Origin of the sequence: Micromonospora sp. NBC_00821, from assembly GCF_036347035.1 — a bacterium.
GTDB lineage: Bacteria > Actinomycetota > Actinomycetes > Mycobacteriales > Micromonosporaceae > Micromonospora > Micromonospora hortensis.
This window is the reverse complement of the sequence record NZ_CP108880.1, coordinates 48,581-72,140: the sequence shown is the minus strand read 5'-3', so window position 1 is coordinate 72,140 and position 23,560 is coordinate 48,581. Positions and strand designations below refer to the sequence as shown.

The 23,560-nt window shown below is 70.7% G+C and carries 25 protein-coding genes and 1 tRNA gene; 14 read left to right on the top strand and 12 right to left on the bottom strand.

Annotated elements, in window-relative coordinates; translation table 11 throughout:
- Positions 1-223 precede the first annotated feature (223 nt).
- Positions 224-1,378 (top strand): magnesium/cobalt transporter CorA, encoded by a 1,155-nt coding sequence (gene corA / locus OHB44_RS00335; RefSeq protein ID WP_330439321.1) that lies wholly within the window; start codon positions 224-226, stop codon positions 1,376-1,378.
- Between the two features lie 81 nt (positions 1,379-1,459).
- On the opposite strand, the gene OHB44_RS00330 is transcribed toward corA, so the two are convergent.
- Positions 1,460-2,236 (bottom strand): hypothetical protein, encoded by a 777-nt coding sequence (locus OHB44_RS00330; RefSeq protein WP_330439320.1) that lies wholly within the window; start codon positions 2,234-2,236, stop codon positions 1,460-1,462.
- 84 nt (positions 2,237-2,320) lie between these two features.
- On the opposite strand from OHB44_RS00330, the gene OHB44_RS00325 reads away from it, so the two are divergent.
- Entirely contained in the window at positions 2,321-2,851 is a 531-nt protein-coding gene (locus tag OHB44_RS00325) for a peptidylprolyl isomerase (protein WP_238687540.1), read from the top strand.
- Positions 2,852-2,945: 94 nt separating this feature from the next.
- Positions 2,946-3,857 carry a rhomboid family intramembrane serine protease gene (locus OHB44_RS00320; RefSeq protein WP_238687539.1) on the top strand — a complete coding sequence of 304 codons (912 nt, stop codon included), beginning with the start codon at positions 2,946-2,948 and terminating at the stop codon, positions 3,855-3,857.
- Here the strand turns inward: OHB44_RS00320 and OHB44_RS00315 are convergent.
- On the bottom strand, positions 3,850-4,278 hold the full coding sequence (locus tag OHB44_RS00315; RefSeq protein WP_238687538.1) for a PH domain-containing protein: 429 nt from the start codon (positions 4,276-4,278) through the stop codon (positions 3,850-3,852). The genes OHB44_RS00320 and OHB44_RS00315 overlap by 8 nt on opposite strands.
- A 112-nt stretch (positions 4,279-4,390) precedes the next feature.
- On the opposite strand from OHB44_RS00315, the gene OHB44_RS00310 reads away from it, so the two are divergent.
- Entirely contained in the window at positions 4,391-5,563 is a 1,173-nt protein-coding gene (locus tag OHB44_RS00310) for a thiolase family protein (RefSeq protein ID WP_238687537.1), read from the top strand.
- 31 nt (positions 5,564-5,594) lie between these two features.
- Here OHB44_RS00310 and OHB44_RS00305 read toward each other — a convergent pair whose 3' ends face one another.
- Positions 5,595-6,485 carry a maleylpyruvate isomerase N-terminal domain-containing protein gene (locus OHB44_RS00305; protein WP_330439319.1) on the bottom strand — a complete coding sequence of 297 codons (891 nt, stop codon included), beginning with the start codon at positions 6,483-6,485 and terminating at the stop codon, positions 5,595-5,597.
- A gap of 74 nt (positions 6,486-6,559) precedes the next feature.
- Positions 6,560-7,498, bottom strand: a complete 939-nt coding sequence (locus tag OHB44_RS00300; protein ID WP_238687535.1) for a hypothetical protein — start codon at positions 7,496-7,498, stop codon at positions 6,560-6,562.
- Positions 7,499-7,690: 192 nt separating this feature from the next.
- On the opposite strand from OHB44_RS00300, the gene OHB44_RS00295 reads away from it, so the two are divergent.
- The 5 genes from OHB44_RS00295 (at position 7,691) to OHB44_RS00275 (ending at position 12,212) form a co-directional block, all read left to right on the top strand.
- On the top strand, positions 7,691-8,698 hold the full coding sequence (locus OHB44_RS00295) for an aminoglycoside phosphotransferase family protein (RefSeq protein WP_330439318.1): 1,008 nt from the start codon (positions 7,691-7,693) through the stop codon (positions 8,696-8,698).
- A gap of 111 nt (positions 8,699-8,809) precedes the next feature.
- Positions 8,810-9,316 carry a hypothetical protein gene (locus OHB44_RS00290; protein ID WP_112675276.1) on the top strand — a complete coding sequence of 169 codons (507 nt, stop codon included), beginning with the start codon at positions 8,810-8,812 and terminating at the stop codon, positions 9,314-9,316.
- 88 nt (positions 9,317-9,404) lie between these two features.
- Positions 9,405-10,097, top strand: coding sequence for a response regulator transcription factor (locus tag OHB44_RS00285; protein ID WP_330439315.1), 693 nt, complete (start codon positions 9,405-9,407; stop codon positions 10,095-10,097).
- Positions 10,090-11,556: a HAMP domain-containing sensor histidine kinase gene (locus OHB44_RS00280; RefSeq protein WP_330439314.1), complete on the top strand. Its 1,467-nt coding sequence runs from the start codon at positions 10,090-10,092 to the stop codon at positions 11,554-11,556. The genes OHB44_RS00285 and OHB44_RS00280 overlap by 8 nt, the downstream gene beginning before the upstream one ends.
- 56 nt (positions 11,557-11,612) lie before the next feature.
- The gene (locus OHB44_RS00275; RefSeq protein WP_266304151.1) at positions 11,613-12,212 is read left to right on the top strand and encodes a hypothetical protein; all 600 of its coding nucleotides are present in this window, start codon (positions 11,613-11,615) and stop codon (positions 12,210-12,212) included.
- 39 nt (positions 12,213-12,251) lie between these two features.
- Here OHB44_RS00275 and OHB44_RS00270 read toward each other — a convergent pair whose 3' ends face one another.
- Together OHB44_RS00270 and OHB44_RS00265 are read right to left on the bottom strand one after the other, a co-directional pair.
- Positions 12,252-13,847 carry a ricin-type beta-trefoil lectin domain protein gene (locus OHB44_RS00270; protein WP_330439313.1) on the bottom strand — a complete coding sequence of 532 codons (1,596 nt, stop codon included), beginning with the start codon at positions 13,845-13,847 and terminating at the stop codon, positions 12,252-12,254.
- A gap of 246 nt (positions 13,848-14,093) precedes the next feature.
- Positions 14,094-16,310, bottom strand: coding sequence for a glycosyltransferase family 39 protein (locus tag OHB44_RS00265; protein ID WP_330439312.1), 2,217 nt, complete (start codon positions 16,308-16,310; stop codon positions 14,094-14,096).
- 123 nt (positions 16,311-16,433) lie between these two features.
- On the opposite strand from OHB44_RS00265, the gene OHB44_RS00260 reads away from it, so the two are divergent.
- Positions 16,434-17,141 (top strand): glycosyltransferase family 2 protein, encoded by a 708-nt coding sequence (locus OHB44_RS00260; RefSeq protein ID WP_091397575.1) that lies wholly within the window; start codon positions 16,434-16,436, stop codon positions 17,139-17,141.
- On the opposite strand, the gene OHB44_RS00255 is transcribed toward OHB44_RS00260, so the two are convergent.
- Positions 17,127-18,020 carry a transketolase family protein gene (locus OHB44_RS00255; RefSeq protein ID WP_330439311.1) on the bottom strand — a complete coding sequence of 298 codons (894 nt, stop codon included), beginning with the start codon at positions 18,018-18,020 and terminating at the stop codon, positions 17,127-17,129. The two genes, OHB44_RS00260 and OHB44_RS00255, sit on opposite strands and share 15 nt — an antisense overlap.
- Positions 18,021-18,025: 5 nt before the next feature.
- The gene (locus tag OHB44_RS00250) at positions 18,026-18,721 is read right to left on the bottom strand and encodes a transketolase (protein ID WP_330439310.1); all 696 of its coding nucleotides are present in this window, start codon (positions 18,719-18,721) and stop codon (positions 18,026-18,028) included.
- A gap of 47 nt (positions 18,722-18,768) precedes the next feature.
- On the opposite strand from OHB44_RS00250, the gene soxR reads away from it, so the two are divergent.
- Positions 18,769-19,242 carry a redox-sensitive transcriptional activator SoxR gene (soxR, locus tag OHB44_RS00245; protein WP_238687525.1) on the top strand — a complete coding sequence of 158 codons (474 nt, stop codon included), beginning with the start codon at positions 18,769-18,771 and terminating at the stop codon, positions 19,240-19,242.
- Here soxR and OHB44_RS00240 read toward each other — a convergent pair.
- Entirely contained in the window at positions 19,235-20,233 is a 999-nt protein-coding gene (locus OHB44_RS00240; protein ID WP_330439309.1) for an NAD(P)H-quinone oxidoreductase, read from the bottom strand. The genes soxR and OHB44_RS00240 overlap by 8 nt on opposite strands.
- A 161-nt stretch (positions 20,234-20,394) precedes the next feature.
- Between OHB44_RS00240 and OHB44_RS00235 the strand changes: the two genes are divergently transcribed.
- Positions 20,395-20,481, top strand: a tRNA-Ser gene (locus OHB44_RS00235).
- Positions 20,482-20,579: 98 nt separating this feature from the next.
- On the opposite strand, the gene OHB44_RS00230 is transcribed toward OHB44_RS00235, so the two are convergent.
- Positions 20,580-21,026 carry a peptidoglycan-binding domain-containing protein gene (locus OHB44_RS00230; RefSeq protein WP_330439308.1) on the bottom strand — a complete coding sequence of 149 codons (447 nt, stop codon included), beginning with the start codon at positions 21,024-21,026 and terminating at the stop codon, positions 20,580-20,582.
- A 168-nt stretch (positions 21,027-21,194) separates the two neighbouring features.
- Between OHB44_RS00230 and OHB44_RS00225 the strand changes: the two genes are divergently transcribed.
- Positions 21,195-21,326, top strand: coding sequence for a hypothetical protein (locus OHB44_RS00225; protein ID WP_330439307.1), 132 nt, complete (start codon positions 21,195-21,197; stop codon positions 21,324-21,326).
- A 9-nt stretch (positions 21,327-21,335) separates the two neighbouring features.
- On the opposite strand, the gene OHB44_RS00220 is transcribed toward OHB44_RS00225, so the two are convergent.
- Entirely contained in the window at positions 21,336-22,538 is a 1,203-nt protein-coding gene (locus OHB44_RS00220; protein ID WP_330439306.1) for a low temperature requirement protein A, read from the bottom strand.
- 51 nt (positions 22,539-22,589) lie between these two features.
- A complete protein-coding gene (locus OHB44_RS00215) occupies positions 22,590-22,757 on the bottom strand; it encodes a hypothetical protein (protein ID WP_238687522.1) in 168 nt (55 codons plus the stop codon).
- A 143-nt stretch (positions 22,758-22,900) separates the two neighbouring features.
- Here OHB44_RS00215 and OHB44_RS00210 point away from each other — a divergent pair, with 143 nt between their 5' ends.
- Positions 22,901-23,443, top strand: coding sequence for a YbhB/YbcL family Raf kinase inhibitor-like protein (locus OHB44_RS00210; RefSeq protein WP_238687521.1), 543 nt, complete (start codon positions 22,901-22,903; stop codon positions 23,441-23,443).
- The last annotated feature ends 117 nt before the right edge of the window (positions 23,444-23,560 follow it).

Below are 23,560 nucleotides of genomic sequence, written 5' to 3'. Positions count from 1 at the left end.
GCTGCGGAATGCACCGCCCGGCCTCCGGGCCGGCCCCGCCGGGTTGACGCGGCAGCACAACCTCCCGCCCCCACAGGTGCCGGGTGGGCCGTGTCGTTCCCCCGCACACCCCCCGATGCGGCCCGGCCCGCCCGGCGCCGCCCTCAGGCGACCGCCGTCACACCGGTCCTCGACCGCGATCGGCGTAGCCTGCAAGCCGCAGCCGAGCGCGGGAGGTGACGCGATGACGGATCGGACAGAGCGGGACCGGACGGCACCGTCGACCACCGGTCGGGTGCTACGACCTCGGGCGTGGCCCTCCCCGGTCCGGGCGATGACCCGGATCCTCAACGCCGACGGCTCGCCGCCCGTTGCGGCCCCGACCGGCACGGGCACCGGTCGCAGCGCGGTGGTCGACTGCGCGCTGTACGTCGACGGCAAGCGGCAGCCCGGCGACTGGACCTACGCGGAGGCGTTGGCCGCTGCCCGCCGTGAGGAGCACGGCTTCGTCTGGATCGGCCTGCACCAGCCGGAGCTGGCCGAGATGACCGCCATCGCGGAGACCTACGGCCTGCACGAGCTGGCCGTCGAGGACGCCGTCAAGGCCGAGCAGCGCCCCAAGCTGGAGCGGTTCGGCGACGTCGTCTTCCTGGTGCTGCGCACCGCTCGCTACTGCGAGCACACCGAGCTGACCGAGAACTCCGAGGTGGTGGAGACCGGGCAGGTGATGCTCTTCATCGGCCCGAACTTCGTGATCAGTGTCCGGCACGGGGATGCCTGCCGGCTCGCCCCGATCCGCGCCGACCTGGAGACCAAGCAGGAGTTGCTGTTGCACGGCCCGTGGGCGGTGGCGTACGGGGTGACGGACCGGGTGGTCGACCTCTATCTGGAGGTGGCCGACCAGATCGAGGACGACCTGGACATGCTGGAGGCCGAGGTCTTCGACCGCCACGGCCACGGGCGGATCCAGCGGATCTACCAGATGAAGCGGGAACTGGTGGAGTTCAAGCGGGCGGTGGTGCCGTTGCAACGGCCGCTGATGACGCTGACCTCCCAGGTCAACCGGGACGTGCCAAAGGAGATCCGCAAGTACTTCCGGGACGTACAGGACCACCTGAGCCGCACCGTGGAGCAGGTGAACTCCTACGACGACCTGCTGAACTCGATCCTCCAGGCGCGGCTGGCCCAGGTCACCGTCGACCAGAACAACGACATGCGCAAGATCGCTGCCTGGGCCGGTATCGCCGCGGTCTGGACCGCCATCGCCGGCATCTACGGGATGAACTTCGACAACATGCCCGAGCTGAAGATGACCTACGGCTATCCGGTGGTGTTGGCCCTCATGCTCGGCGTCTCGCTGGCCCTCTACCGCTGGTTCCGCCGCAACGGCTGGCTCTGATCTCGCGGTAGCGCCGCTCACACGGAAGCGCCGACGAGTGGGTCCACCCACTCGCCGGCGCCCGATGCGCTGCTGTTGACGTCAGCGGCGGCCGTTGGTGCGGGCCGTGTCCTTGCCCAGCGCCTTGGTGAGATCGTCGGTCGGACGACCGGAGACGTCGGTGGCGCCCTCGGCGACCGACGGGACCTTGTCGGTCGGGCGGACACCGGTCTGCTTGGCCGGGGCGGTGGTGCTGGCGCTGGAGCCGCCGGCCACCGCCGAGCTGCCCGCGCCGGTCATCGCCGCGCCGGACATGGCGGACCCGTCGGACCCGCGGGCGGCGGAGGGCGTACGTACCTCGATCGAGTCGACTTCGTCGCGCATCGGCTCCAGGGTGCTGCGGGTCGGGTCGTACTCGGCCCACTCCTGCTGCTCCCGGCGGCGACGCAGCGCGACCGCGCCGGCCACGCCGACGATGGCACCCGCCGCCAACAGGCCGGTCATCATCGAGCCGCGACGACGCGGCTGCTTCTTCTTACCGGTGATCCGCATGGTCTTCGACTTGGCCTTCCTGGTCAGCGGCCCTGCCTGCGCGGCGCCGTCACGAGCAGCCGCCGCCAGCGGTGCCAGCGTGGTGAGAGTCGTCCCCCAGCCGGTCGACGCGCGGTCGCGTACCTTCGCGGCGGTCGGTGCGACGTAACCCCGGGCCACCTGGACCCGCGGGCCGACGGTCGCGCCGGCGCCCTTCGCGGCGTGGTTGGCTGCCAGCATCAGGTGGCTGATGCTCTGGTTCAGCTCGGCCTTTGCCAGCTGCCCCTGGGACTTACGCCGCCCGAATCCAAACACGGTCCTACCTCCTGGGAGTTGTTCCTTCGTCATCCTCCACCTTCGGATGCCTCCGCGATGCCAGATCGGGCACATGGGAGGATCCGCATGGAACTGACCAACGAGTGAGGAGTACCCGTGGCCGAGGCTATCTACGCCACCCTGCACACCAACGCTGGCCCGATCCGGCTGGAGCTCTTCCCCAACCACGCGCCGAAGACCGTCCGCAACTTCGTCGACCTGGCCGAGGGCAACCGTGAGTACACCGACCCGCGCACCGGTCAGCCGGGCAGTGGTCCGTACTACGACGGCACCATCTCGCACCGGGTGATCAGCGGTTTCATGGTCCAGATGGGCGACCCGACCGGCACCGGCCGGGGCGGACCGGGCTACAAGTTCGCCGACGAGTTCCACCCGGAGCTGCGGTTCGACCGTCCGTACCTGCTGGCGATGGCGAACGCCGGACCGGGCACCAACGGTTCGCAGTTCTTCATCACGGTGTCCCAGACGCCGCACCTCAACAACCGGCACACCATCTTCGGCCAGGTCGCCGACGAGCAGTCGGTGAAGATCGTGGATTCGATCGCGAGCACCCCGACCGGTCCGAGCGACCGTCCGCTCCAGGACGTCGTCATCGAGCGGGTCGAGATCGAGCGGTCCGCTTCCTGAGCGACTGGCGAGGTACCTTTGCTCGCATGATTGAGCGCTCCGGAGCACGGCCGGTGCCAGCAGACCGTGTGGTGTTGGACGGAGGGTCGGCCCGGTGAGCGAGTCTCCGCCGACCACCCCGGTCTGCTACCGGCACCCCGGCCGGGAGACCTACGTCCGGTGCTCCCGCTGTGACCGGCCGATCTGCCCGGACTGCATGCGGGATGCCGCGGTCGGGCACCAGTGCCCGGAATGCGTCAACGAGGGGCGTCGCAGTGTCCGGCCGGCGCGTACCGCCTTCGGCGGCGGTACGGCCGGCCGGCACGGCTATGTCACAAAGGCGCTGATCGCCGTGAACGTGCTGTTCCTGCTGGTGTCCATCGCCTCCGCACGGGGCGGGGACGCGGCGGTGGGCGGCTCCGGCTTCGGCGGCCTGATGGGTGGCAGCACGCCGCTGACCGAGTGGGGTGCGGTGCTCGGCCGGGCCTACCTCTCCGACTACACGCTCGGCGGGATCGCCGAGGGCCAGTGGTACCGGCTGGTCACGGCGATGTTCCTGCACTACGGCGTGCTCCACCTGCTGCTCAACATGTGGGCGCTGTGGGTGCTCGGCCGGTCGTTGGAGGCCAACCTCGGGCGGGTGCGGTTCGCCGCGCTCTACCTGATCGCCGGCCTCGGCGGCAACGTGGCCGCCTACCTGTTCAGCAGCCCGCGGGCGGCCACCGTCGGCGCGTCGACCGCCGTGTTCGGTCTCTTCGCCGCGCTGATCATCATCGAGCGCAGGTTGGGCCGGGACATTTCCCGGATCATCCCGATCCTGGTGATCAACCTGGTGTTCACGCTGGCCGTGCCGGGCATCTCGATCCCCGGGCACCTGGGCGGGCTCGTGGTCGGCGCGCTGATGGCGTTGGTGCTCGCGTACGCGCCGCGCGGTCGGCGGACGCTGGTGCAGGTCACCGGTGGGGCACTGATCCTGCTGATCCTGCTCGCGCTGGTGCTCTTCCGGACCGCCGCGCTGCTCACCTGACAGGGCGGGCGGCGCGCAGGACGGAGGCCACCTCTTCCGGGGTGGCCCCCAGGTCGTACCGGCCGAACAGATGCAGCGAGTTGCCCGCGTCGATCTCCAGGGTCTCGCTGGTCAGCCCCAGCCGGGGCCGCCGGTCGACGGCGATCGCCTCGACCGCCGACCAGGGCAGCAGCCGTCGGCTGGCGAAGCCGTGGATGACGGTGAGCCCGGCCGGGTCCACCGCCAATCGGACCGGCGCGACCAGGTCACGTACCGACCAGCCGGCCAGCGCGGCGGCAGCCAGGACGGCCAGTGCCAGGCGGACCGGGTCGCCGTCGGCGAAGAGCAGCCCGAGCGCGACGAGCAGGACGGCGCCAGCCAGCTTCGCCGCCGGCAGGCTCGATGGCACCCGCCACTGCTGTGCCGGGGAGGTCTCATTCACCCGCCCAGCATGCCAGCGGACGTCGGATTCCGGCACCTCGTGCGGGTGTGGCCCGACGACCGGTCGATCGACGACGTAGGATCGGGGCAGCCCAAGTTACCGGGGAGTAAACATGAGTGACGCGGTCATCGTCGGCGCGGTACGTACCCCGGTCGGGCGGCGCAAGGGCAGCCTCGCCAGCGTCCACCCGGTCGACCTCTCGGCGCACGTGCTGCGCTCCCTCGCCGAGCGCACCGGGCTCGACCCGGCCCAGGTCGACGACGTCTTCTGGGGCTGTGTGTCCCAGGTCGGCGAGCAGTCGTGGAACATCGCCCGCAACGGCGTGCTCGCCGCCGGCTGGCCGGAGACGGTGCCGGGCACGACCCTGGACCGGCAGTGCGGCTCCAGCCAGCAGGCCCTGCACTTCGCCGCCGCGACGGTGCTCTCCGGTCAGGCCGACCTGGTGGTCGCCGGCGGCGTCGAGTCGATGACGAGGGTGCCGATGGGTTCCAGCGTGGCCGGCGGCATGCCGTTCAGTGACCAGCTTCGCGCCCGTTACCGGGGCGTCGAGGGCTTCGCCGACGACGCGCCGCTGCCGTTCAACCAGGGGGTCGGGGCCGAGCTGATCGCCCAACGGTGGCGCCTCTCGCGTACCCAACTGGACGAGTTCGCGCTGGCCAGCCACGAGAAGGCGGCCGCCGCGCAGGACGCCGGCGCGTTCGACCCGGAGCTGACAGCGGTGCCGCTCGCCGACGGTGGCAAGTTCGCCGCCGACGAGGGCATCCGCCGGGAGACCTCCCTGGAAAAGCTGGGTGAGCTGGCCACCCCGTTCCGCGCCGACGGCGTGGTGACCGCCGGGTCCGCGTCCCAGATCTCCGACGGCGCCGCAGCCCTCGCGGTGACCACCTCCGACTGGGCCAGCCGGCACGGCCTGCGCCCGCTGGCCCGGATCCACACCGCAGTGGTCGCCGCCGACGATCCGGTCGCCATGCTCACCGCGCCCATCCCGGCCACAGCGAAGGCGCTGCGCCGTGCGGGGCTGGGCATCGAGGAGATCGGCGTGTACGAGGTGAACGAGGCGTTCGCCCCGGTGCCGCTGGCCTGGCTGGCGGAGACCGAGGCGGACCCGGAGCGGCTCAACCCGCGCGGCGGGGCGATCGCCCTCGGCCACCCGCTCGGCGGCTCCGGTGCCCGGATCATGACCACAATGCTTCAGCACATGCGGGACAACGGCATCCGCTACGGCCTGCAGACCATGTGCGAGGGCGGCGGGATGGCCAACGCCACCATCGTCGAGCTGATCTGAGGACACCGCCGCCCGCCGGTCCGGGCGGCGCTCACGTCTGGTGGGCCCCGGATGCTGGTGGGGGCGCGAGCCGTCCGTTGGGCATGTGCACGACCCGGAGGAACGCGGGCAGCCGCCACGGCCTCGGCCCGCCGATGACGACGTCGCGCCGCAGCACCGCCTGCGCGATGCTGATCCGGCCGAACATCATCAGGTTGAACCGGGCGGGGCGGAACGTCACGCTCGCGTCGAACGGGGCGTCGGGTGGCGCGATCCACACCCGGCGGTCGCCCAGGGTCAGCGTCGTCGTCGGCGCGTACCGCGAGCGGAACTGCACCGACACGTGGTGCCGGGGCATCGGCAGGTCGGTGTTGAGCAGCACCCCGTACGTGTCGCGCAGCATGTCGAACATGAACAGGTCCCAGTAGAGCGCGGCGTGCTCGTCCGGCATCGGCCACGCCCGGCGGAGCGCCCGCGCGACGTCCCAGCCGTGCACGAGCAGCTCGTTTGTCAGATGGGCGAACAGGCCGGCGACCGTCACCCGCGCGTTGCCCAGCCAACTCACCGTCGAGCGCGGATCGGCCGACGTCGTCAGGAGGCGGCCGACCAGGTTGTTCAGCTGCGTCAGCAGCACCTCCGGGTCGCGCTCGGTGAAGTGGGCGAGCACCTGGGTGTTGACGTCGGCGACCGTGTCCACATTCGTGCTGGCCAGCATGTCCTCCAGCCCTGGCACCCGGATGGGGACCTCGGTGCCCTCCAGCCTCGACACGTACAGCACCGCGATCGACACCACGTGCGCGAGGGTGTCGGCCACTGTCCAGTCGGCAGTCGCCATGACTGTGGGTGAGGGCGCGGCGGCCACCAGATCGGTGAACCGGTCGGTGGCCGTTCGCAGTGCCGTGTTGGCCACACTCCACCGGTCCTGATCTGCCGCGCCAGTCACACGAACAGCTTCGAGCATCCAGCGCGCCGGAACATCTTCGAACGTGCCCTTCTTCCGCAGCGGCAGGACCGGCGTCAGTTGTTGTAGAACATGGTGGGGAACCAGCCGAAGCCGAAGATCGAGGGCACCCGGACGTCCCAGTACACGACTGTGAAGACGCCCAGGGCGATGAGCAGCGCGCCGCTGATCACCATGCTGCGTCGTACGTCGGCGGCGAGCCAGCCGATGAACCGGCCGCGGGTGAGCATGATCAGCAGTGCGAACAGCGCGGTGACCACGACGATGTTGCCGAGGGACTGCAGCACGAACGCGGCCGAACCGTACAGCGGGTTGCCGCTGTCGACAGCCCAGTGGAACAGCTTGTTGAACAACGGGTACGGCCGGCCGATGAGGAAGCCGCCGATGAGCGCGCCGAGGGTGATCACCCGTGCGACCGGCCGGTCGGCGAACACGTCCGGCACCGCCCGGATCGCGGCCAGCCCGAGATAGATGAGGGCCAGTCCGATGACGCCGAACACCACCGACGACTGGATGATGCGTACCGGCACCCCACCGGCGGTGTCGGTGGACAGCTGGGGGAGCCGGTCACCCAGCAGGACCCCGACGAACCCGTACACCGCTGCGACGGCGACCATGCCAAGGGTGAGGTACCCGACCGGCCGCAGCAGCAGCCGGAGCCGGTCACCGTTGGCAGAGCTTGCCGCGCCGAGCGGCCCGATGGACGCGAGCATCGCGATGTTGCACGCGGTGAACGTGCCGGCGAGGCCGGACACGAATGCGAACACCAGGCCGGCGGCGGTACCGGAGATCGCCGTCGCCTTCGCATCGTGACCGAGGATCCCGCTGGCGACGCTGTCACCGATGACCGAGTCGACGAACTCGTAGGACCAGAGCACCGCCAGGAGGACCCCGGCGGCCACGCTGACCGCGATGATGACGCCGTTGCGCGGTGGACGATCGGCGACGGAGGGGCGCGCGACGTTTCGAGTGGCTGTGGTTGGCGTTCCCGTCATAGCTCTACTCCCCGAGCCGATTCGAGCACTAATAACTGTGCGCAGCGATGATTTCGCTCTGAGCTTCCTCGGCGCATCTCCCAGGGTGCGGAGTCGGCAGATGTCACGGCCTCCGGTGGGACGTCGTGCCGTGCCCGGCGGCGGTGGAATAAGCGGTCCCCAAGTTCGGGAAGACGGCCTAGGGTGCCCAGCGTGACGACGATCGAGCGTGCCCCGGACTGGTCCGGCGAGCAGTGGCAGACGCAGGCCCGGTCCTGGGTCGACGAGCAGTTGACTCGCGCGGGTCGGCGAGTGACCGGGTCGGTGGAGCCGCGGGTCCGCCCGTGGTCGTTGGTGTGGCGGGTGCCGACCGACGATGGTCCGGTCTGGTTCAAGGCCAACAATCCGGGCACGACGCACGAGGCCGCCCTGATCGCGACGCTGGCCCGGTTCGCGCCGGAGCGGGTGCTGACCCCGATCGCGGTGGACCCGACACGGGGCTGGTCGTTGCTGCCCGACGGCGGCGAGTCACTGCGCGACCTGCTGGCCCGCGACCCGGACCTGACGCACTGGGAGCGGGCGCTGCCCGGGTACGCCGCCCTCCAGTTGGCCACCGCTGCGCAGGCCGACGAGCTGGTCACCTCCGGCGTACCGGACCATCGGCCCGAGGTGCTGGCCGGTCTCTTCGCCGAGCTGCTCGACGATCACGAGGCCCTGCTGATCGGCGTCGAGGGCGGGCTCAACCCCGAGGTGTACGACCGGCTGCGGGCGGAGGTGCCGTCGTACGCCGAGCGGTGCCGTCGGCTCGCCGAATTCGGCATTCCGGCCACCGTGCAGCACGACGACCTGCACGACGGCAACGTCTTCGCCGGCGCGGCCGGGTACCGGTACTTCGACTGGGGCGACGCCTCCGTGGCGCACCCGTTCGGCACGCTGCTGGTGACCCTTCGCTCCATCGGGCACGCCGGGAACCTCGCCGCCGACGACGCCCAGCTGGTGCGGTTGCGCGACGCGTACCTGGAGGTGTGGACCGACCGGTACGACCGGCGGACCCTCGTGGAGGCGGCCGACCTCGCGATCGCCCTGGGGCCGGTGAGCCGGTCGCTCTCCTGGCGTCGGGCACTGGACACCCACGAGGAGTCCCGCGCCGAGTACGCCGAGGCGGTTCCGGGCTGGCTGGAGGAGCTGTTCGCCGCCAGTCCACTTCAGCCGAACTCCTGACCATGATCCGTCCGAGTCGGAAGTCGGACAGGCAGTGCGACAGGCGGCGTGGAACTTCCAAAAATCCCGCGTGACCCACGTCACCCTGCTGGGGACGTCGTTGGGCAGGTCATGGACGTCTTCTCCCGAACGTTCCTCCCGGCCGCCGCTGAGGCTGGCCTGGCCGTGCAGACGGTGAGCCGGCACATGCCGGTCTTCCGGCGCTGCGTCGGCTCCGGTGACGCCACCATCCTGGTCACCCGTTGCAGCCGCCCCGACCGCCCGGTCACCGGCGACTACCTGTTGCTACTCACCCACCGCCGCCTGGTGGTGACCCAGCAGACCCGGCTCCTGCACCGGCTGCGCCTGCACCTCAACACCGAGTTGCGCGAGCTGAGCAACGTCACCTGGAGCCCGGACCCGCGGCTGCAGTCGGTGGAGATGGCGGCCACCGCTATCGACGGGATCCGTGAGCGGTTCCTGATCCGGACCAGTCACCCGAAGCAGGTCTGGCAGCTCGACGCGTTGCTCAACCAGGCGTTCCGGACCCGCCTGCGGCCGCCCGGCGCGCGGGTCGTCGCCAGCATCGGCGACGCACCGGCCGCCGCCCGGCCCGGGATGTTCGCTCCGTCCTGGTGAGCTGACCCCGACCGGCGTCGCTCCGCCTTTACCGAACTCGAACACACACCGATCGCGTCGAGCCTTCCCAGTCGGCAATCATGGGCCGGTGACAGTCGAACCACCGCATCGCGGGCTCGTCCTCGTCGTGGAGGACGAGCCGGCCATCGCCGACCTGGTCCGGCTCTACCTGACCCGGGACGGGTTCGGCGTCCACCTGGAACGTGACGGCGACGCCGGTCTGAGCGCGGCCCGCCGGTTGCGCCCGGTGGCCTGCGTCCTGGACATCGCGCTGCCGGGTCTGCCCGGCACCGAGATCTGCCGCCGGCTGCGCGAGGCCGGCGACTGGACCCCGGTCATCTTCCTCACCGCCCGGGACGACGAGGTGGACCGGATCGTCGGGCTGGAGTTGGGCGCCGACGACTACGTCACCAAGCCGTTCAGCCCCAGAGAGCTGGTTGCCCGGGTCCGGGCGGTGCTGCGCCGATCCGCCGGTGGCCCGGAGGGCGCGGACCGGCCACGTGTCGTCGGCCCGGTGACGCTCGACCCGGCCCGCCGCACGGTCACCGCCGCCGGTGCCCCGGTGCAGCTCACCTCCACCGAGTTCGACCTGCTGGCCCACCTGATGGCCCGGCCCGGTCGGGTCTTCACCCGGGAGGAGCTGCTGGCCGGAGTCTGGGGCTACGCGGCGCACGCCGGCACCCGGACGGTGGACGTGCACGTCGCCCAGGTGCGGGCGAAGCTCGGCCCGGTGAGTGTGATCCGGACCCATCGCGGCGTCGGGTACGCGGTCGATGCCTGACCACCCCGGGCACGTCGAGTCGCCGACAATGGCCCTACCGGTGGTCGGCGCCGCCCCACCCACCGCACCCCGACGAGGCCGACTCGGCCGTACGCTGACCGCCCGCGCGGTGCTCGTCACCTGCGCGGTAGCGCTGGTGTCGGTGCTGGTCACCGCCATCGTCGCGGTGCCGTTGGCGATCCGTGGCGCGGAGCGCAGCGAGCAGGAGGCGCTCGCCGCCCAGGCCCGACTCGCCGCCGAGGTGCTGCGGACCCGCCTCGACCGGGGTCGCAGCGCCGACGAGGAACGGCTCATCCAGCAACTGCGCGACCAGGGCATCGACGCGTACCTGATCCGCCGTGGGGCTGTCGACCGGACGGGTCTGCCACCCCGGGTGGTGCAGCGGATCGGGCAGGGCCGCAACGTGTCGGCCCGCCGTTCGGTAAACGGTGGGCGGGCCCTGGTCGAAGGCCGGGCCCTGCCCGGCGGCAACGGGGTGGTGCTCTCCCGTCCGCTGGCCAACGGGCTGTGGGCCCAGGTGCTGCTCAGTCTCTGGTTACCGCTGCTGGCCGGGTTGACCGCCGGTGTGGTGGCCGGGTTGCTGCTGGCCCGTCGGCTGGCCCGGCCGATCCGGGTCGCGGCCACCGCCGCCGCCCGGCTGCGCGCGGGTGACCGCGCCGTCCGGGTGCCGGTCGAGTCGCCGGACGAGGTCGCCGACCTGGCCGAGGCGTTGAACGGTCTGGCTACCGCGCTGGCGACCAGCGAGGGCCGACAGCGGGAGTTCCTGCTCTCCGTCTCGCACGAGCTGCGCACCCCGCTGACAGCGATCCGGGGGTACGCCGAGGCGCTCGCCGACGGGGTGCTCGGCGCGGACGACACGGTGGACACCGGTCGGACGATGCTGGCCGAGGCCCAACACCTGGACCGTCTGATCGGCGACCTGTTGGCACTGGCCCGGCTGGAGGCTGCCGACTTCCCCCTGGAACCGGTGCCGGTGGACCTGACCCAACTGGCAGTGGACGCGGAACCGACCTGGTCCGGTCGGTGCGCGGCGGTGGGCGTGCCGTTCCGGGTGGAGACGCCCGGTCAGCCGGTGCCCGCGTACACCGATCCGGGGAGGATCCGGCAGGTGCTGGACGGGCTGCTGGAGAACGCGCTGCGGGTCGTACCCCCGGGGTCGCCGGTGGTGCTCGCGGTCCGGCCGGCCGGCGCGGACCCGGCGCACGGCGGCGTGTTGGAGGTTCGCGACGGCGGGCCCGGCTTCACCGACGACGACCTGGCGGTGGCCTTCGAACGCGGTGCGCTTCACGAGCGTTACCGGGGGGTGCGCAAGGTGGGCAGCGGACTGGGGTTGGCGCTGGCCGCCGGGCTGGTCCGCCGGTTGGGCGGGGAGATCGCCGCGGGGCACGCGCCGGAGGGCGGTGCCGCCTTCACCGTCCGGCTGCCGGGTGATCCTTACCTGACCCGAACATCGGCCTGACGCTCCGCTCGTCGTTCCCGGGAAGGCTGGGGGCTCCACTGACGAGAGGGAGAGTCATGCCACGTTGGGGTATCGCCACCGGCACCACGGCACTGCTCGCGGCGGTCGCGCTCGGCGTCAGCGGGTGCGGCGCGGCCGAGGTGGCCAGCCAGCCTGCCCGGGATGTCGCCGTCGAGGTCGCCGCCGCCATGGGAGTCGAGGGTCAGGCACTGACCGCGATGGGCTTCGACGCCGACGACCTGGACGTGCGGACCGTTGCCGCACCGGCCACGCCGACGCCGGGTGCGTCCCCCAGCGCCCAGGAGAAGGCCCGGGAGAAGCGCGGTGAGGAGTGGCGCAAACGTCGCCAGGCCCGCGTGCTGCTGCGCAAGAACACACTGCACGGCGAGGCGGTGGTGAAGACCAAGGACGGCGGTACGCAGACCGTCGCCGTGCAGCGCGGCGAGGTGACAGCGATCGACGGCGACTCGATGACCGTCAAGTCCACCGACGGCTTCACCATGACCTGGACCTTCGGCGACGATCTGCGGGTCGTCGAGCGGCGGGCCACAGTGCAGCCGAGCGAGGTGACTGTCGGCGCGACGGTCGGCGTCGCCGGCGCGAAGGACGGCGACAAGGGTGTGGCCCGCCTCGTCCTCCTTCCCCGCGCCACGTGAGCGAAGGGGCCCTGGCCGACGCCAGGGCCCCTTCCCTGCTCAGTAGACGCGGGAGCCGATGAAGTCGTCGTGACCGTAGCCGACCGGGTTGGCGGCGGTACGGGCCTCGAACGACCACTGCTGCCGGGTGCTGGTGGAGCAGTTCGCCAACCGCAGCCGAGAGCTGCCCAGCAGCGGGTTGTCGAACGCCACGCAGAGGTTGTTGGTGCTCGCCGGCCTGATCTGGTTGCCCACGAAGACGAACTGCTGCGCGCCGGTGCCGTTGCAGTCGTAGATGTTGACAGCGGTGCCGGCGGTCATCGAGCTGTTGGCGACGTCCAGGCACCGGTCGTGGGACAGCTCCGAGTGCAGCGACCGTCGGGCCGAGTCGTACCAGAAGCCCTGGTTGCGCCCGCCGTGGCAGGAGTACGGCTGCTGCGCGGTGCCGTTGCGGGAGTCGTACCCCTTGCCGTCGACACAGGTGCCGGTGGCCAGGTTGCGCAGTTGCTTGAACTCCAACAGACCCGGGTAGAGCACGCCACCGCCGGTGCTGGCCGGGTCGACGCAACTGGCCCGCGTCTGCCCCGAGTTCCAGAACTGGGTGATGCACTGGGCGAACATGCCGTGTCCGCGGGCGTTGGGGTGGAACGACTGCCGGGCGGCGTTCTCGTTCCAGATGCCGACCTCGATGAAGAGGCCACGGACCGAGGTGTTGTCGGTGCACACCTCGTGCCCGTGGAAGAGCCGGCTGGCGTCCAGGTAGCGGGTGCCGGTGTTCGCGGCGGCCGAGCGCAGCGCCGACTCGAACATCGGTACCGCCTTGTTCCGGGCGAACGCCGCGTCGGCCAGGTAGAGCAGACAACCGCCGGAGTACCAGCCGGGGAAGTTCGGGTTGTCCTCAACGTCCGGGCTGCCGGGGCTCGGGTACGACATCAGCACCAGTTCGTAGTCCGACAGTAGGTAGCCGGCGTTGGTCATGGTCCGCCGGATGTCGGTCAGCGCCGACTCCACGGCCTGCCGGCTGCCGTCGGTGCGGATCGTCCACTGGTCGGTGTAGGTGGGGTAGCAGGCGCCCTGGAAGAAGACCCGGCGGACGGCGCAGTCGGTCGCGACCGGACCGAACTGGATGGTGCCGTCACCGTTCGCGCCGACCACCACCCAGATCAGCTTCACGTGCGTGTTGCGCGCCTTGATACCCAGGTGGTCGCCCTGGTTCAGCTCGTTGTGCTGGGTCGGGCCGCCGGCGATCAGGTTCCAGGGGGTGGCACCGGAGCAGGCGATGTTGTACTGCGCGTCCGACGTGATGCCGGTGCGGAAGACCGCCTGGTCGTACGAGCGGTCGCACCAGTTGCCGTCCTGGTGGGTGCCCGGGACGTAGTTGCCGACCCCCTCACCGGAGATCTCGCTGTCGCCCATGGTGATCAACGCGGTCCGGCGTTGCTCGATCGGGCGGATCGCCGGGCTGCCGTAGAGGGCGGTCGCCTCGGCGGCCCGGATGGCTTCGAGGTTGGCGGGGAGTGGTTGGACGGTTGGTCGATCGGCGGCGGCGGCGGGGGTGGCCGGTCCGGCGAGCATCGGTAGGACGAGAGCGGCGACGGCGACGGTGATGGCCCGTCGTCGGGTCGCGCGTCCGGGCCTGGCGGGGATTGCAGGCATCGACGCACTCCTTTCGGCTCAATCGCGGGACGTCGATTGAGTTACCAGACGGTAACGTGCGGATCGGTAGATGTGAATGCCCTTCAGATCCTTGCGCGCGGGATGCCGAACCGCCCGGATCGGACTATCCGGGCCCGCGCGCCCAGCGCCACGGCGCAGCGGGGCCGGCTTTGGTTCAGCGGCCCGGCGGCGGTGCGGCCGGCTTCTAGCTTCACTGGCCTGGCGGCGGTGCGGTGGACCTCTGGTTCAGCGGCCCGGCGGCAGGGCATAGCCGACGTAGCCGCGGAACTCCAGCCGCCAGCCGGCCGGGACGAGTTTGGCGCAGGCCGCCTCGTTGCCGGTGCAGACGATCGCGTCGACCGATGAGGGGTCGGCCGGCGGTCGTTCCGGCAGGACCGACTGCAACGCCACCAGGTCCGGTGAGCGGCCGTCGGGCTGCCGCAACAGCAGCCACCACGGGTACTCCCAGTTGTCGTTCTGCTGCACCAGCCCGATCCGTCGCGCACCGCTGTCCTGGACCGCGGTCGCCGCCCAGCGGAACTCGTCGGCCCACTGGGGGCGGCGCAGGAACCGGGTGTCCCAGTCCGAGGTGGTGAAGACCGAGCCGGCGCCGACCAGCCGGCGCGGGAAGCCGTACGACAGCGCGAGCACCCCGGCCAGCGCCGAGGTGGCCAGCACGGTGACGGCCGCGACTGTGGCAATCGAGCGACGCCCACCCGCGCGGTTGCGCAGGAGAGCGTCCAGCCACAGGCCGGCGAGGGGCACGGCGAGCACCACGGCGTAGAGCAGTAGCCGGTTTCCCCACGGCTGCCACTTGATCATCGCGGTGTGCAGCAGCACGGCGGTCAGCACCACCACGGCGTACGCCCGCAGCGACCCGGCCCGCTCGGGCGCGATCCGCCGTGGGCGGGCGAGCGCGATCACCGCCCCGATCACCGCCAGCGCCCCGGCCAGCGGAAACGCCACCCGATCCTCGTCCGGATACCAGGCCGGCTCCGGGAACAGCTCACGCCCGAAGGTGATCGCGCGGTCCTGCGGGTCGACGCCGATCGCCTCGGCGCCGCTGATGATCACCTCCGCCCCGGCCCGACGCAGCGGTGCCAGCGGCGTGTCGAACGCGGTGTGCCCGATCCGCAGTGCGTTGACCACTATCGACGCCGGGTCGTGCCGCTCCATGGGGATGGACTCACGCAGCCGGGGTGGCCCCAGCGGGTGCCCGAACTCGGCTGTCACCCGGGCCAGGAACGGGCCGACCACCACGGCAGCGACCACCAGGATCAGCACCGAACCGCCGACGGTGCGGGCCAGCCGGCCGACCGGCCAGGACCGCCGACCCCCACCCGGTGTCGCCGGGTCCGCCGGTGCCGATTGATCGGTCCGGGCCAGCCTCAACTGGGCCAGTCCCCAGAGCACCAGCAGCGGGCCGACAGCGATCAGGCCGCTGGTCTTGGTCACCGCGGTCAGTCCGGTGGCCGCCCCCAGCCCGAGCAGCGTGCCCCAGCCGGTCCGTCGACTGAGCCCGTCCAGCACCAGTGTCGCCGCGCAGGCCACCCACGCCGCGCAGATCAGGTCGGTCTGCGTGCTGGTCGCCTGGAGCACCACCATCGGCGTGGTCGCCAGCACGAACGCGGTGAGCAACTGGGCCCGCCGGCCGCCACCGAGCTGTGCGGTGATCCGTGCGGCCACCAGGAGGCAGACCACTCCGGCCGCCCACTGCACCAGGTTGTGCAGGTGGTCCCCGCCGGTGAGCAGGCGCAGGTGCAGCAGCAGGTACTCGGCTCCGGGCGGGATGGTCACCTGCCGGTGGATGGCGGTGGGCCAAAAGTCCAGGTCGCCCTGGGCCACCCAGTGCTCCACCTTCGGCAGGTGGTACGTCTGCGAGTCGAAGTTGTTCGGTTCGGCCAGCAGCGCGACCAGCAGCTCCACCAGGATCAGCCCGCCGACAGTGCCGGCGAGGAGCCGCTCACCCGGCCGGGCCGTACGCCACGCGTCGACAGTCATGGCACGAAGGTCAGCGACCCCCCGACCAGCCCGGGTCGGCGCGGGGGCGGGCTCATCGCTCTCGGCGGGGGCGGACACGTCGGGTCCGCCACCGGACACCACAGCGCCGACCGGCACCGGCCGCTGTGCGGTGCTGACTGCCGGCGCGGCGCTGACCGGCACCGGTGTGGCAGCGGGCGGCTGCCCGAGGCGGGTCGCCCGTCGCCAGCGCAGACCGGCCGCCGCCGCGGCCGCGACCAGGAAGAGCAGCCAGGCGACTGTGAACGCGCCTCGGGTCAGCGCGTGAGACGCGCCGAGCACCTCGACGACGAGCACCGCGTACGCCCCGCTGAGCAGGACGGCGCGCACCACGGCGAGCCGCAGCGGTGCCACCGCGCCAGCCTCACGTGGCATCGCCGCGACGATGAGCAGGAGCACCGCGGCGGCGGGAACCACCGCGAGCAGGGAGCCGGCAGCCGACATGGCGGAAGTAAACACCATTGATCTGAGGCCGCCGCGCCGGCTGCCCAGCGGTAGCGGTACGTGGTAAACAAACCAACCAGGCTAGGCTATGGCCGACGTGTTGCCGCCACCGTGGAGATCCCCGTGAAGCTCTCGATCCTCATGCCGGTCTACAACGAGGAAGAACGCATCGCGGATGCCCTCAAGCAGGCATTGGCGGTGGACTATCCCTGTGAGATCGAATTGGTAGTCGTCGACGATGGCAGCCGCGATGGCACCGGCGAGGTCCTCGGTCGCGCCGACGACGCACGCCTGCGGGTCATCACCCACCAGCGCAACGCCGGCAAGGGCGCCGCCATCAAGACGGCGGTCGACAGCGCCGAGGGTGACTACATGGTCATCCTCGACGCCGACCTGGAGTACGACCCGCAGGACATCCCCAAGCTTCTCGACCCGGTGCTCGACGGTCGCGCCACGGTGGTCTACGGCAATCGCACCTTCGGCAGCCACAGCGCCTACAGCTTCTGGTATGTGATGGGCAACAAGGGCGTCACGATGGCGGCGAACGTGCTGTTCAACTCGTACATCGGCGACCTGGAGACCTGCTTCAAGCTGATGCCGGTGGCGCTCTACCGGTCGCTCGGGGTGCGCTCGCGCGGCTTCGGCATGGAGGCCGAGGTGACCGGCAAGCTGCTGCGTCGCCGGATCCGGCCGTACGAGGTGCCGATCAGCTACCGGGCGCGCGGTCGGGAAGAGGGCAAGAAGATCACCTGGAAGGACGGCGTCGAGGCGATCTGGATCCTCGGGCGCGAGCGCGCTCGCCGCCGCCCCGCCGTCTCAGCCGCCAACTGACCCCAGGAACGCGCTGATCGACCTCCGCAGGCCGTCGGCGTCCAGACCATGCCACCGGGCGTGGTCCGCCGGATCGCCGTACCGTCGTAGGTCGGTCTGACCCACCCCGAGGGCGAGCAGCCGGTGCGGTACGTCCGCCAGGGCCCGGCTGACGAGCGCGCTCGACGTTCCCGCCAGGTACGGCTCGACCAGCACCACATCGGTGTTGGTGAGCGCCCGCAGCCCGCGCGTGTCGAGCGGCCGGGGCGTGTGGGTGTACGCCACTGTCACGTCCATTCCCTCGGTCGCCGCCAGTGTGGGGTCGAGCATCGGCCCGACCGCCACCACGAGCGGCGCGTCCGTCACGCCCCGCCGGAGCACCAGTAGCCCCGTGGCGTCCGGGTACGCCTCGGCGTTGCGCTGCTCGGAGAGCCGCAGGTAGACCGGATCGTCGCTGGTCGCGGCGTTGCGCAGCAGTGGCGCCACCTCGTCCGGGTGGCCGGGCACCCGAACCGTCCAGCCGTCACCGAGCGAGTCGAAGAGCGCCACGTCCCCGGGCGACTGGTGGGTGCGGCCCTCAGCCGACCCGTCGTACGACGCGCCGATGCTGACCAGGACGGCGCCCACACCCTGGTGGTCCAGATCCAACTTGATCTGCTCGTACGCCCGGTCCACCAGGAACGTCGCGTACGAGTGCGCGATCGGACGCAGCCCGGTCAGGGCGAGCCCGCCGGCCACACCGATCATCAGTTGCTCCCGGATCCCGACGTTGAGCACCCGGTCCGGGTGGCGGTTGCCGGCTGAGGCGAACTGGCTCGCCGAGATGTCGGCCAGCACCAGTGCGGTACGCGGATCCTCGTCGAGGAGCGCTGTGGTGGTGTCGATGAAGGCGGTACGCATGTCGGTCATCCCTTGCTCTCGATGCGGGCGACCACCAGGTGCGGGTGTCGTGGTCGGTGCCCGGTCAGCGCCGCGTACAGGGCTTCGTGGTTCCGGCCGTCGACGGTGTCGGCGGTCCACCCGTTGACGGTGAACCGGCTGGCGATGCCACCGGCCCACCCGTGGCTGGCCGACGAGTTGTCGACAACGACCGCGGTGAGGCTGTCCAGGCCGGTCGCTCCCGCGTACGCGATCGCCTCGTGGTTGGATCCCTCGTCCAGTTCGGCGTCGCCGAGCAGCACGTACACCCGGGGTTTGCGCAGCCCCTGAGCGCGCAGGCCAAGCGCGGTGCCGACGGCCAGCCCGAGCCCGTGCCCGAGGGAACCGGAACCGATCTCGACCCCGGGCACCAGGAGTCGGTCCGGGTGGTGGCCGAGCCGGCTCTCCGGCCCGGCCAGGTCGTCGAGCCAGGCGTCCGGGATGAAGCCGTGCGCGGCGAGTACCGCGTAGTAGGCGGCCGGTCCGTGGCCCTTGGAGAGCAGGAACCGATCCCGCTCCGGGTCGTCTGCGGTGTCGGGGGTGACCCACAGCACCCGGTCGTAGAGCACCTGGAGCACGTCGACGGTGGAGTGCGCACTCGGCGCATGTTTCTCGTCGCCGGTCAGTCGCCGGATCAGCCCGGGCAGTCGGGCGCTGCTGTCGGTGGTCAGTGTCGTGGTCATGCCACTACTGTGTGAGTTGAAGTGGACTTCAACTCAAGGACCTGGTGATGCCGGATCTATTGACGATCGGTGAGCTGTCCGCCCGCTCCGGGGTGGCACCGTCGGCGCTGCGCTACTACGAGCGGCTCGGGCTGATTCGCGCCGACCGCACCGGCGGCAACCAGCGCCGCTACGCCCGCGCCGAGCTGCGGCGGGTCGCCTTCATCCGGATCTCCCAGCAGGTCGGCGTCTCGCTCGACGAGATCCGGGAGGCACTCGACTCGCTCCCCGAGGCGCGCACCCCCAGCCCGCAGGACTGGGCGCGACTGTCGGCGAGCTGGCGCAGCCGGCTGGACGAGCGGATCCGGCTGCTCAGCAAGCTCCGCGACGACCTGGACGGCTGCATCGGCTGCGGCTGCCTGTCCTTGCAGCGCTGCACGCTCAACAACCCGGAGGACACGCTGGCCGGCGAGGGCCCGGGCGCCCGGCTGGTGCTGCCCCGACCGACTGACGACCCGACGCTGGCAGGCTCGCTCAACTGACGGCGGACCCGCCACCCGGCGGACGGGTGAGCAGCACCTTGCCGAAGTGGTCGTTCGACTCGACGAGCCGGTGCGCCTGCGCCGCCTCGGTCATCGGCAGCCGCCGGTCCACGATCGGCCGGATCCGGCCCGCCTCGACCAACGGCCACACCTCGTCCCGTACGCCCTGGACGATCTCCGCCTTCTCGGCGAGCGGACGGGACCGTAGCGACGTCGCGGTGACGCTCGCCCGCTTGGCCAGCAGCATGCCGAGATCCAACTCGGCCTTGCGCCCGCCCTGCATCCCGATCACCACGAGCCGACCGCCGCTGGCCAACGCGGAGACGTTCCGCCCGAGGTAGGACCCACCCATGATGTCGAGGATGACGTCCACTCCGCGCCCGTCGGTGACCCGGCGGACCTCCTCGACGAAGTCCTGCTCCCGGTAGTCGATGATGTGTGCCGCGCCCAGCTCACGCAGCCGGTCGTGCTTGGCCTCCCGCGCGGTGGTGAGCACTGTCACGCCGAGGGCCGCCCCGAGTTGAATGGCGAAGGTGCCGATCCCGCTGCCGCCGCCGTGCACCAGCAGCGTGTCGCCAGCACCGAGCCGGGCCACCTGGACCAGGTTCGACCAGACTGTGCAGGCCACCTCGGGCAGCGCCGCCGCGTCGACCGGGTCACACGCCGGCACCGGCAGCAACTGCCCGGCGGGGACCGCCACCCGCTCCGCGTACCCGCCGCCGGCCAGCAGCGCGCAGACCTGCTGCCCGACCGCCCACCCGGCGACCTCCGCGCCAACCTCCGTGATCACCCCAGAACATTCCAACCCGGGGTACGCGGGCGCGCCCGGCGGCGGCGGATAATGCCCCTGCCGTTGCAGCAGGTCAGCGCGGTTGACTCCGCTGGCCCGCACATCCACGATCACCTCGTCCGGGCCCGGCTCCGGGTCGGGCACCTCGGCCCAGACCAGCGCGTCGGGTCCACCGGGCTGCGGAATCGTGATGGCTCGCATGGGCTCAGTCTTCCTGATCTTCCCGGGTGTCGCAGGCGCACCGCCCAGCCCACAGTGGACACCTCAGACCGCCTGGCCGGCGCACCGGGGAGGGACGCCGGGCCGACCGGAGCGAGCCGTGGCAGACTATGCGTGGCCGTACGCCCACGGGTGGCGGCCCAGGAGGGTTCGCCTAGTGGCCGATGGCGCTGGTCTTGAAAACCGGTAAGGCAGCGATGTCTTCGTGGGTTCGAATCCCACACCCTCCGCTCCCGAGTAGCGAGAAAATGCCCCCTCGCCAGCGCGAACGCTGGCAGGGGGCATGTCTGCAAATTGTAGTCGGGTCTCAAGTCGTCTTGCTTATGTGTTAGCCCGGCCCATCTTTTCCGGCCGGATACCAGCTACACCCCTCATTGGGGGTCGTCTGCCAGCACAGGTGGTCGCGCGTCTGTGGCCCGTACACCCCATCGGCTGTAATCTTGAATCGACGTTGGACATTTTTCAGCGCCTGCTCGGTAGCGGGACCGAAGTCCTGATCGACGGCGATCGGCTGGTCGTAGATCTCACGCAGGGTTTGCTGGAGGATGGCCACGCCGCGGGTGAAGTTGCCACGCCGAAGGTTGCAGTAGGTGCTGGAGCCAGAGCTGGTGGCGGGAACGCGGATCGAGCCGCCCAACTCGCCCGTCACGCTCGTGTGGTAGGAGCAGATGGCAACCGCGCTCGTCGCGGGATCAGCTTTCGCGGCGGCAGCCATCATTTGGGCTGCAAGGACTCCTACCAACATCGCAGAAGTCAATCGAGCCAATTTACCCACTGGCTACTCTCCTTTCTGGTTCGCTGCTTCCAGTGCCGGAAGCGGCGGTTCCTGGGGTTACCAATATATTTACGCAAGCCCATGGGACGGTGCTCCTATTTGTCTGGAACCTGTCAGTGAAGGACGATCTTCGTTGGGTGGTAAAACGTCGATCGTGAACCCACCCCAATGGTGCTGAACAGCGATGTCGCCGCCTATCAGGATATGTATTTGGGCAGTCTGCACGCGGTGGTGGTCGCGGAGCTGCCCGCCGTCGCCGCTGGCGAGTTGTTCGAGCGGTTCGTTGGCTGGGCGCGTTGATCAGCCCGGTCACTTCGGTGAAGTCTGTGGCTGGTCGTTCGTCGAGGATCGACGGGTCCGCGCCTCGTAGCTGAGCAGCGCGACGAGGAACGCGGTGAGCAGGCCGAGAGCGGCCAGACCGGGCAGGTAACGCCCGGCGGGGAGCAACGGCAGCGCCACGACGGGAGCGACGAACTGCCCCGGTCGTAGGCACCGGACGCTGAGACTCAGGAACGTCGCCCGGCCCGCGAGGAACAGGGCGGTTCCCCCGAACAACGCGACGGCAGGCATCCAATCCGAGATGCCGTGGGGCTCCTCACGTGCCAGGCCAGCCAGCACCTGCTCGACTCCCAATGCCACGTAGATGGTCCCGGCGAGCAGCGGAAAGTGGGCAAGGGTGTAGGCGTTGGCACCCACGTGGGCCCGCCGCAGCCCGGACTCCATCATCAACGCCTGGCCGGCGGCCATCGCAGTGGAGGAGTACAGCCAGTACAGGCACACGGTGACGGCCAGCGTAAGAACTGCGGCCAACAGGATCGGTCCGCGGATCCGCTGTACCCCGACGCCGGCGGCGACCGAGATCAGGGACTCGCCGAGCGCAATGATCACCACGAGGCTGTGTCGCTCCGCGAAGTGACTGGGACTTCGCACCGGCCACCCGCTCAGCACCGAGGACACCACCCCGCCGCCCATGTCGATGGTGAGGGCCACCGCCCAGAGCAGGAGCTGTGCGGTGCCGCCGACCAGGGCACCGAGGACGAAGGGGATCCAGGACAGCGCGGTCGAGAGGGCATACAGACGAATGGTCCTGCTCAGCTGTCGGTTGCCCGCAGCGACCCAATGAAAGAGCGCGAGAGCGATAACTCGGAGCGTGACGTAGGCCAGCACCAGGATCAGGCGTTGTCTCGTCGTGCCCGGCCCGGTCGCCCAGGCGTCGGGGATGACCAGTGCGACGAGGAAGACGGCCGCCATCGAGACCGTCACACCGGCACGGATCAGCCCGACGTTGATGCGGACGTGGTTGCCCAGCCAGGAGTAGACCACCCAGGAGATCCACAGCAAGAGGAGTACGAGGAATCCCTGCGTGAGCGCCACCGGCGACGGCCGCTCGCTCATGAACGTGGTGACCCGGATGAGTCCGAAGACGAACACCAGATCGAAGAAGATCTCGAACAGGGTGGTCCGGTGTGTCTCCGCGGTCGCCACCGGCCGCGACCGGAAGATCCGCCCCATCAGGTCATCTTCACCGGTTGCGAGGTGGCAGTCCGGCGCGCCGCGTCCCGGTCACTCCGGCGGGTCGGTGGTCCGCCGCTCCCGGCGGATCGTCTCCTCGGCCAGTCGCTCGACAGCGCGTCGGCGTTCGTCGGCGATGGCTCGCTCGTCGGCTCGCTCGTCCCGGCGGCGGAACGCGGTGACAACAGCCCCCACGAAGTCCCGCCAGATGCCGGCCACGATGTCCCCCTGCGGAACGCTGCCCGACCTCAAACGTAGCTCTGCGAATCCACACGGGGTCAGCGCGTGCTTCCGGTCGTCGGCAGGGCCGTGGCGGGGTAAGAAGGGGCTGGTATCTCCGCACATCGGAAGGACGCGTCACCATGACCCTGGAACGACCGATCGCCCCGGACCCGTACGAGCTGCTGCCGACACTGCCCTCGTTCACGCTGACGAGCGACGACGTGCGGAACGGCGAGCCGATGGACGCCCGGCACGCGCATGGCAGCACCGGGGGTGACAACGTCTCGCCGCAGCTGACCTGGTCGGATTTTCCCGCCGAGACGAAGAGCTTCACGGTGACCTGCTACGACCCGGACGCGCCGACCGGCAGCGGTTTCTGGCACTGGGTGCTGGTGAACGTGCCGGTCAACGTCACCCAGTTGCCCACCGGGGCTGGTGGCGCGGCGGGCACCGACCTCGGCGGGGCGTTCTCGGTTCGCAACGACTACGGCGAGCAGGGCTACGGTGGCGCGGCTCCGCCGGCCGGCGACCGCCCGCACCGGTATGTCTTCGCGGTACACGCCCTGGACGTCGACCGCCTGGACCTGACCCCGGACGCCAGCCCCGCCTACGTCGGCTTCAACCTGACGTTCCACACCCTGGCGAGAGCGGTGATCCGCCCCACGTACCAGATCAAGGACTAACCCCGCCCCCAGCTCCCGCGATCTTGCACTTTCTGTCCCGACATCCTTGACATAAAGGGCATAAGGACGACAGAAAGTGCAAGATCGCCGGGCCGGGCCGGGCCGGGCCGGGCCGGG

Excerpts from the sequence above, each read along its gene's own strand:
- corA (WP_330439321.1), top strand. The coding sequence starts at position 224 with ATGACGGATCGGACAGAGCGGGACCGGACGGCACCGTCGACCACCGGT.
- OHB44_RS00330 (WP_330439320.1), bottom strand. The coding sequence starts at position 2,236 with ATGACGAAGGAACAACTCCCAGGAGGTAGGACCGTGTTTGGATTCGGG.
- OHB44_RS00310 (WP_238687537.1), top strand. The coding sequence starts at position 4,391 with ATGAGTGACGCGGTCATCGTCGGCGCGGTACGTACCCCGGTCGGGCGG.
- OHB44_RS00300 (WP_238687535.1), bottom strand. The coding sequence starts at position 7,498 with ATGACGGGAACGCCAACCACAGCCACTCGAAACGTCGCGCGCCCCTCC.
- OHB44_RS00290 (WP_112675276.1), top strand. The coding sequence starts at position 8,810 with ATGGACGTCTTCTCCCGAACGTTCCTCCCGGCCGCCGCTGAGGCTGGC.
- OHB44_RS00280 (WP_330439314.1), top strand. The coding sequence starts at position 10,090 with ATGCCTGACCACCCCGGGCACGTCGAGTCGCCGACAATGGCCCTACCG.
- OHB44_RS00275 (WP_266304151.1), top strand. The coding sequence starts at position 11,613 with ATGCCACGTTGGGGTATCGCCACCGGCACCACGGCACTGCTCGCGGCG.
- OHB44_RS00270 (WP_330439313.1), bottom strand. The coding sequence starts at position 13,847 with ATGCCTGCAATCCCCGCCAGGCCCGGACGCGCGACCCGACGACGGGCC.
- OHB44_RS00265 (WP_330439312.1), bottom strand. The coding sequence starts at position 16,310 with ATGTCGGCTGCCGGCTCCCTGCTCGCGGTGGTTCCCGCCGCCGCGGTG.
- OHB44_RS00255 (WP_330439311.1), bottom strand. The coding sequence starts at position 18,020 with ATGCGTACCGCCTTCATCGACACCACCACAGCGCTCCTCGACGAGGAT.
- OHB44_RS00250 (WP_330439310.1), bottom strand. The coding sequence starts at position 18,721 with ATGACCACGACACTGACCACCGACAGCAGCGCCCGACTGCCCGGGCTG.
- soxR (WP_238687525.1), top strand. The coding sequence starts at position 18,769 with ATGCCGGATCTATTGACGATCGGTGAGCTGTCCGCCCGCTCCGGGGTG.
- OHB44_RS00240 (WP_330439309.1), bottom strand. The coding sequence starts at position 20,233 with ATGCGAGCCATCACGATTCCGCAGCCCGGTGGACCCGACGCGCTGGTC.
- OHB44_RS00225 (WP_330439307.1), top strand. The coding sequence starts at position 21,195 with ATGGTGCTGAACAGCGATGTCGCCGCCTATCAGGATATGTATTTGGGC.
- OHB44_RS00220 (WP_330439306.1), bottom strand. The coding sequence starts at position 22,538 with ATGGGGCGGATCTTCCGGTCGCGGCCGGTGGCGACCGCGGAGACACAC.
- OHB44_RS00210 (WP_238687521.1), top strand. The coding sequence starts at position 22,901 with ATGACCCTGGAACGACCGATCGCCCCGGACCCGTACGAGCTGCTGCCG.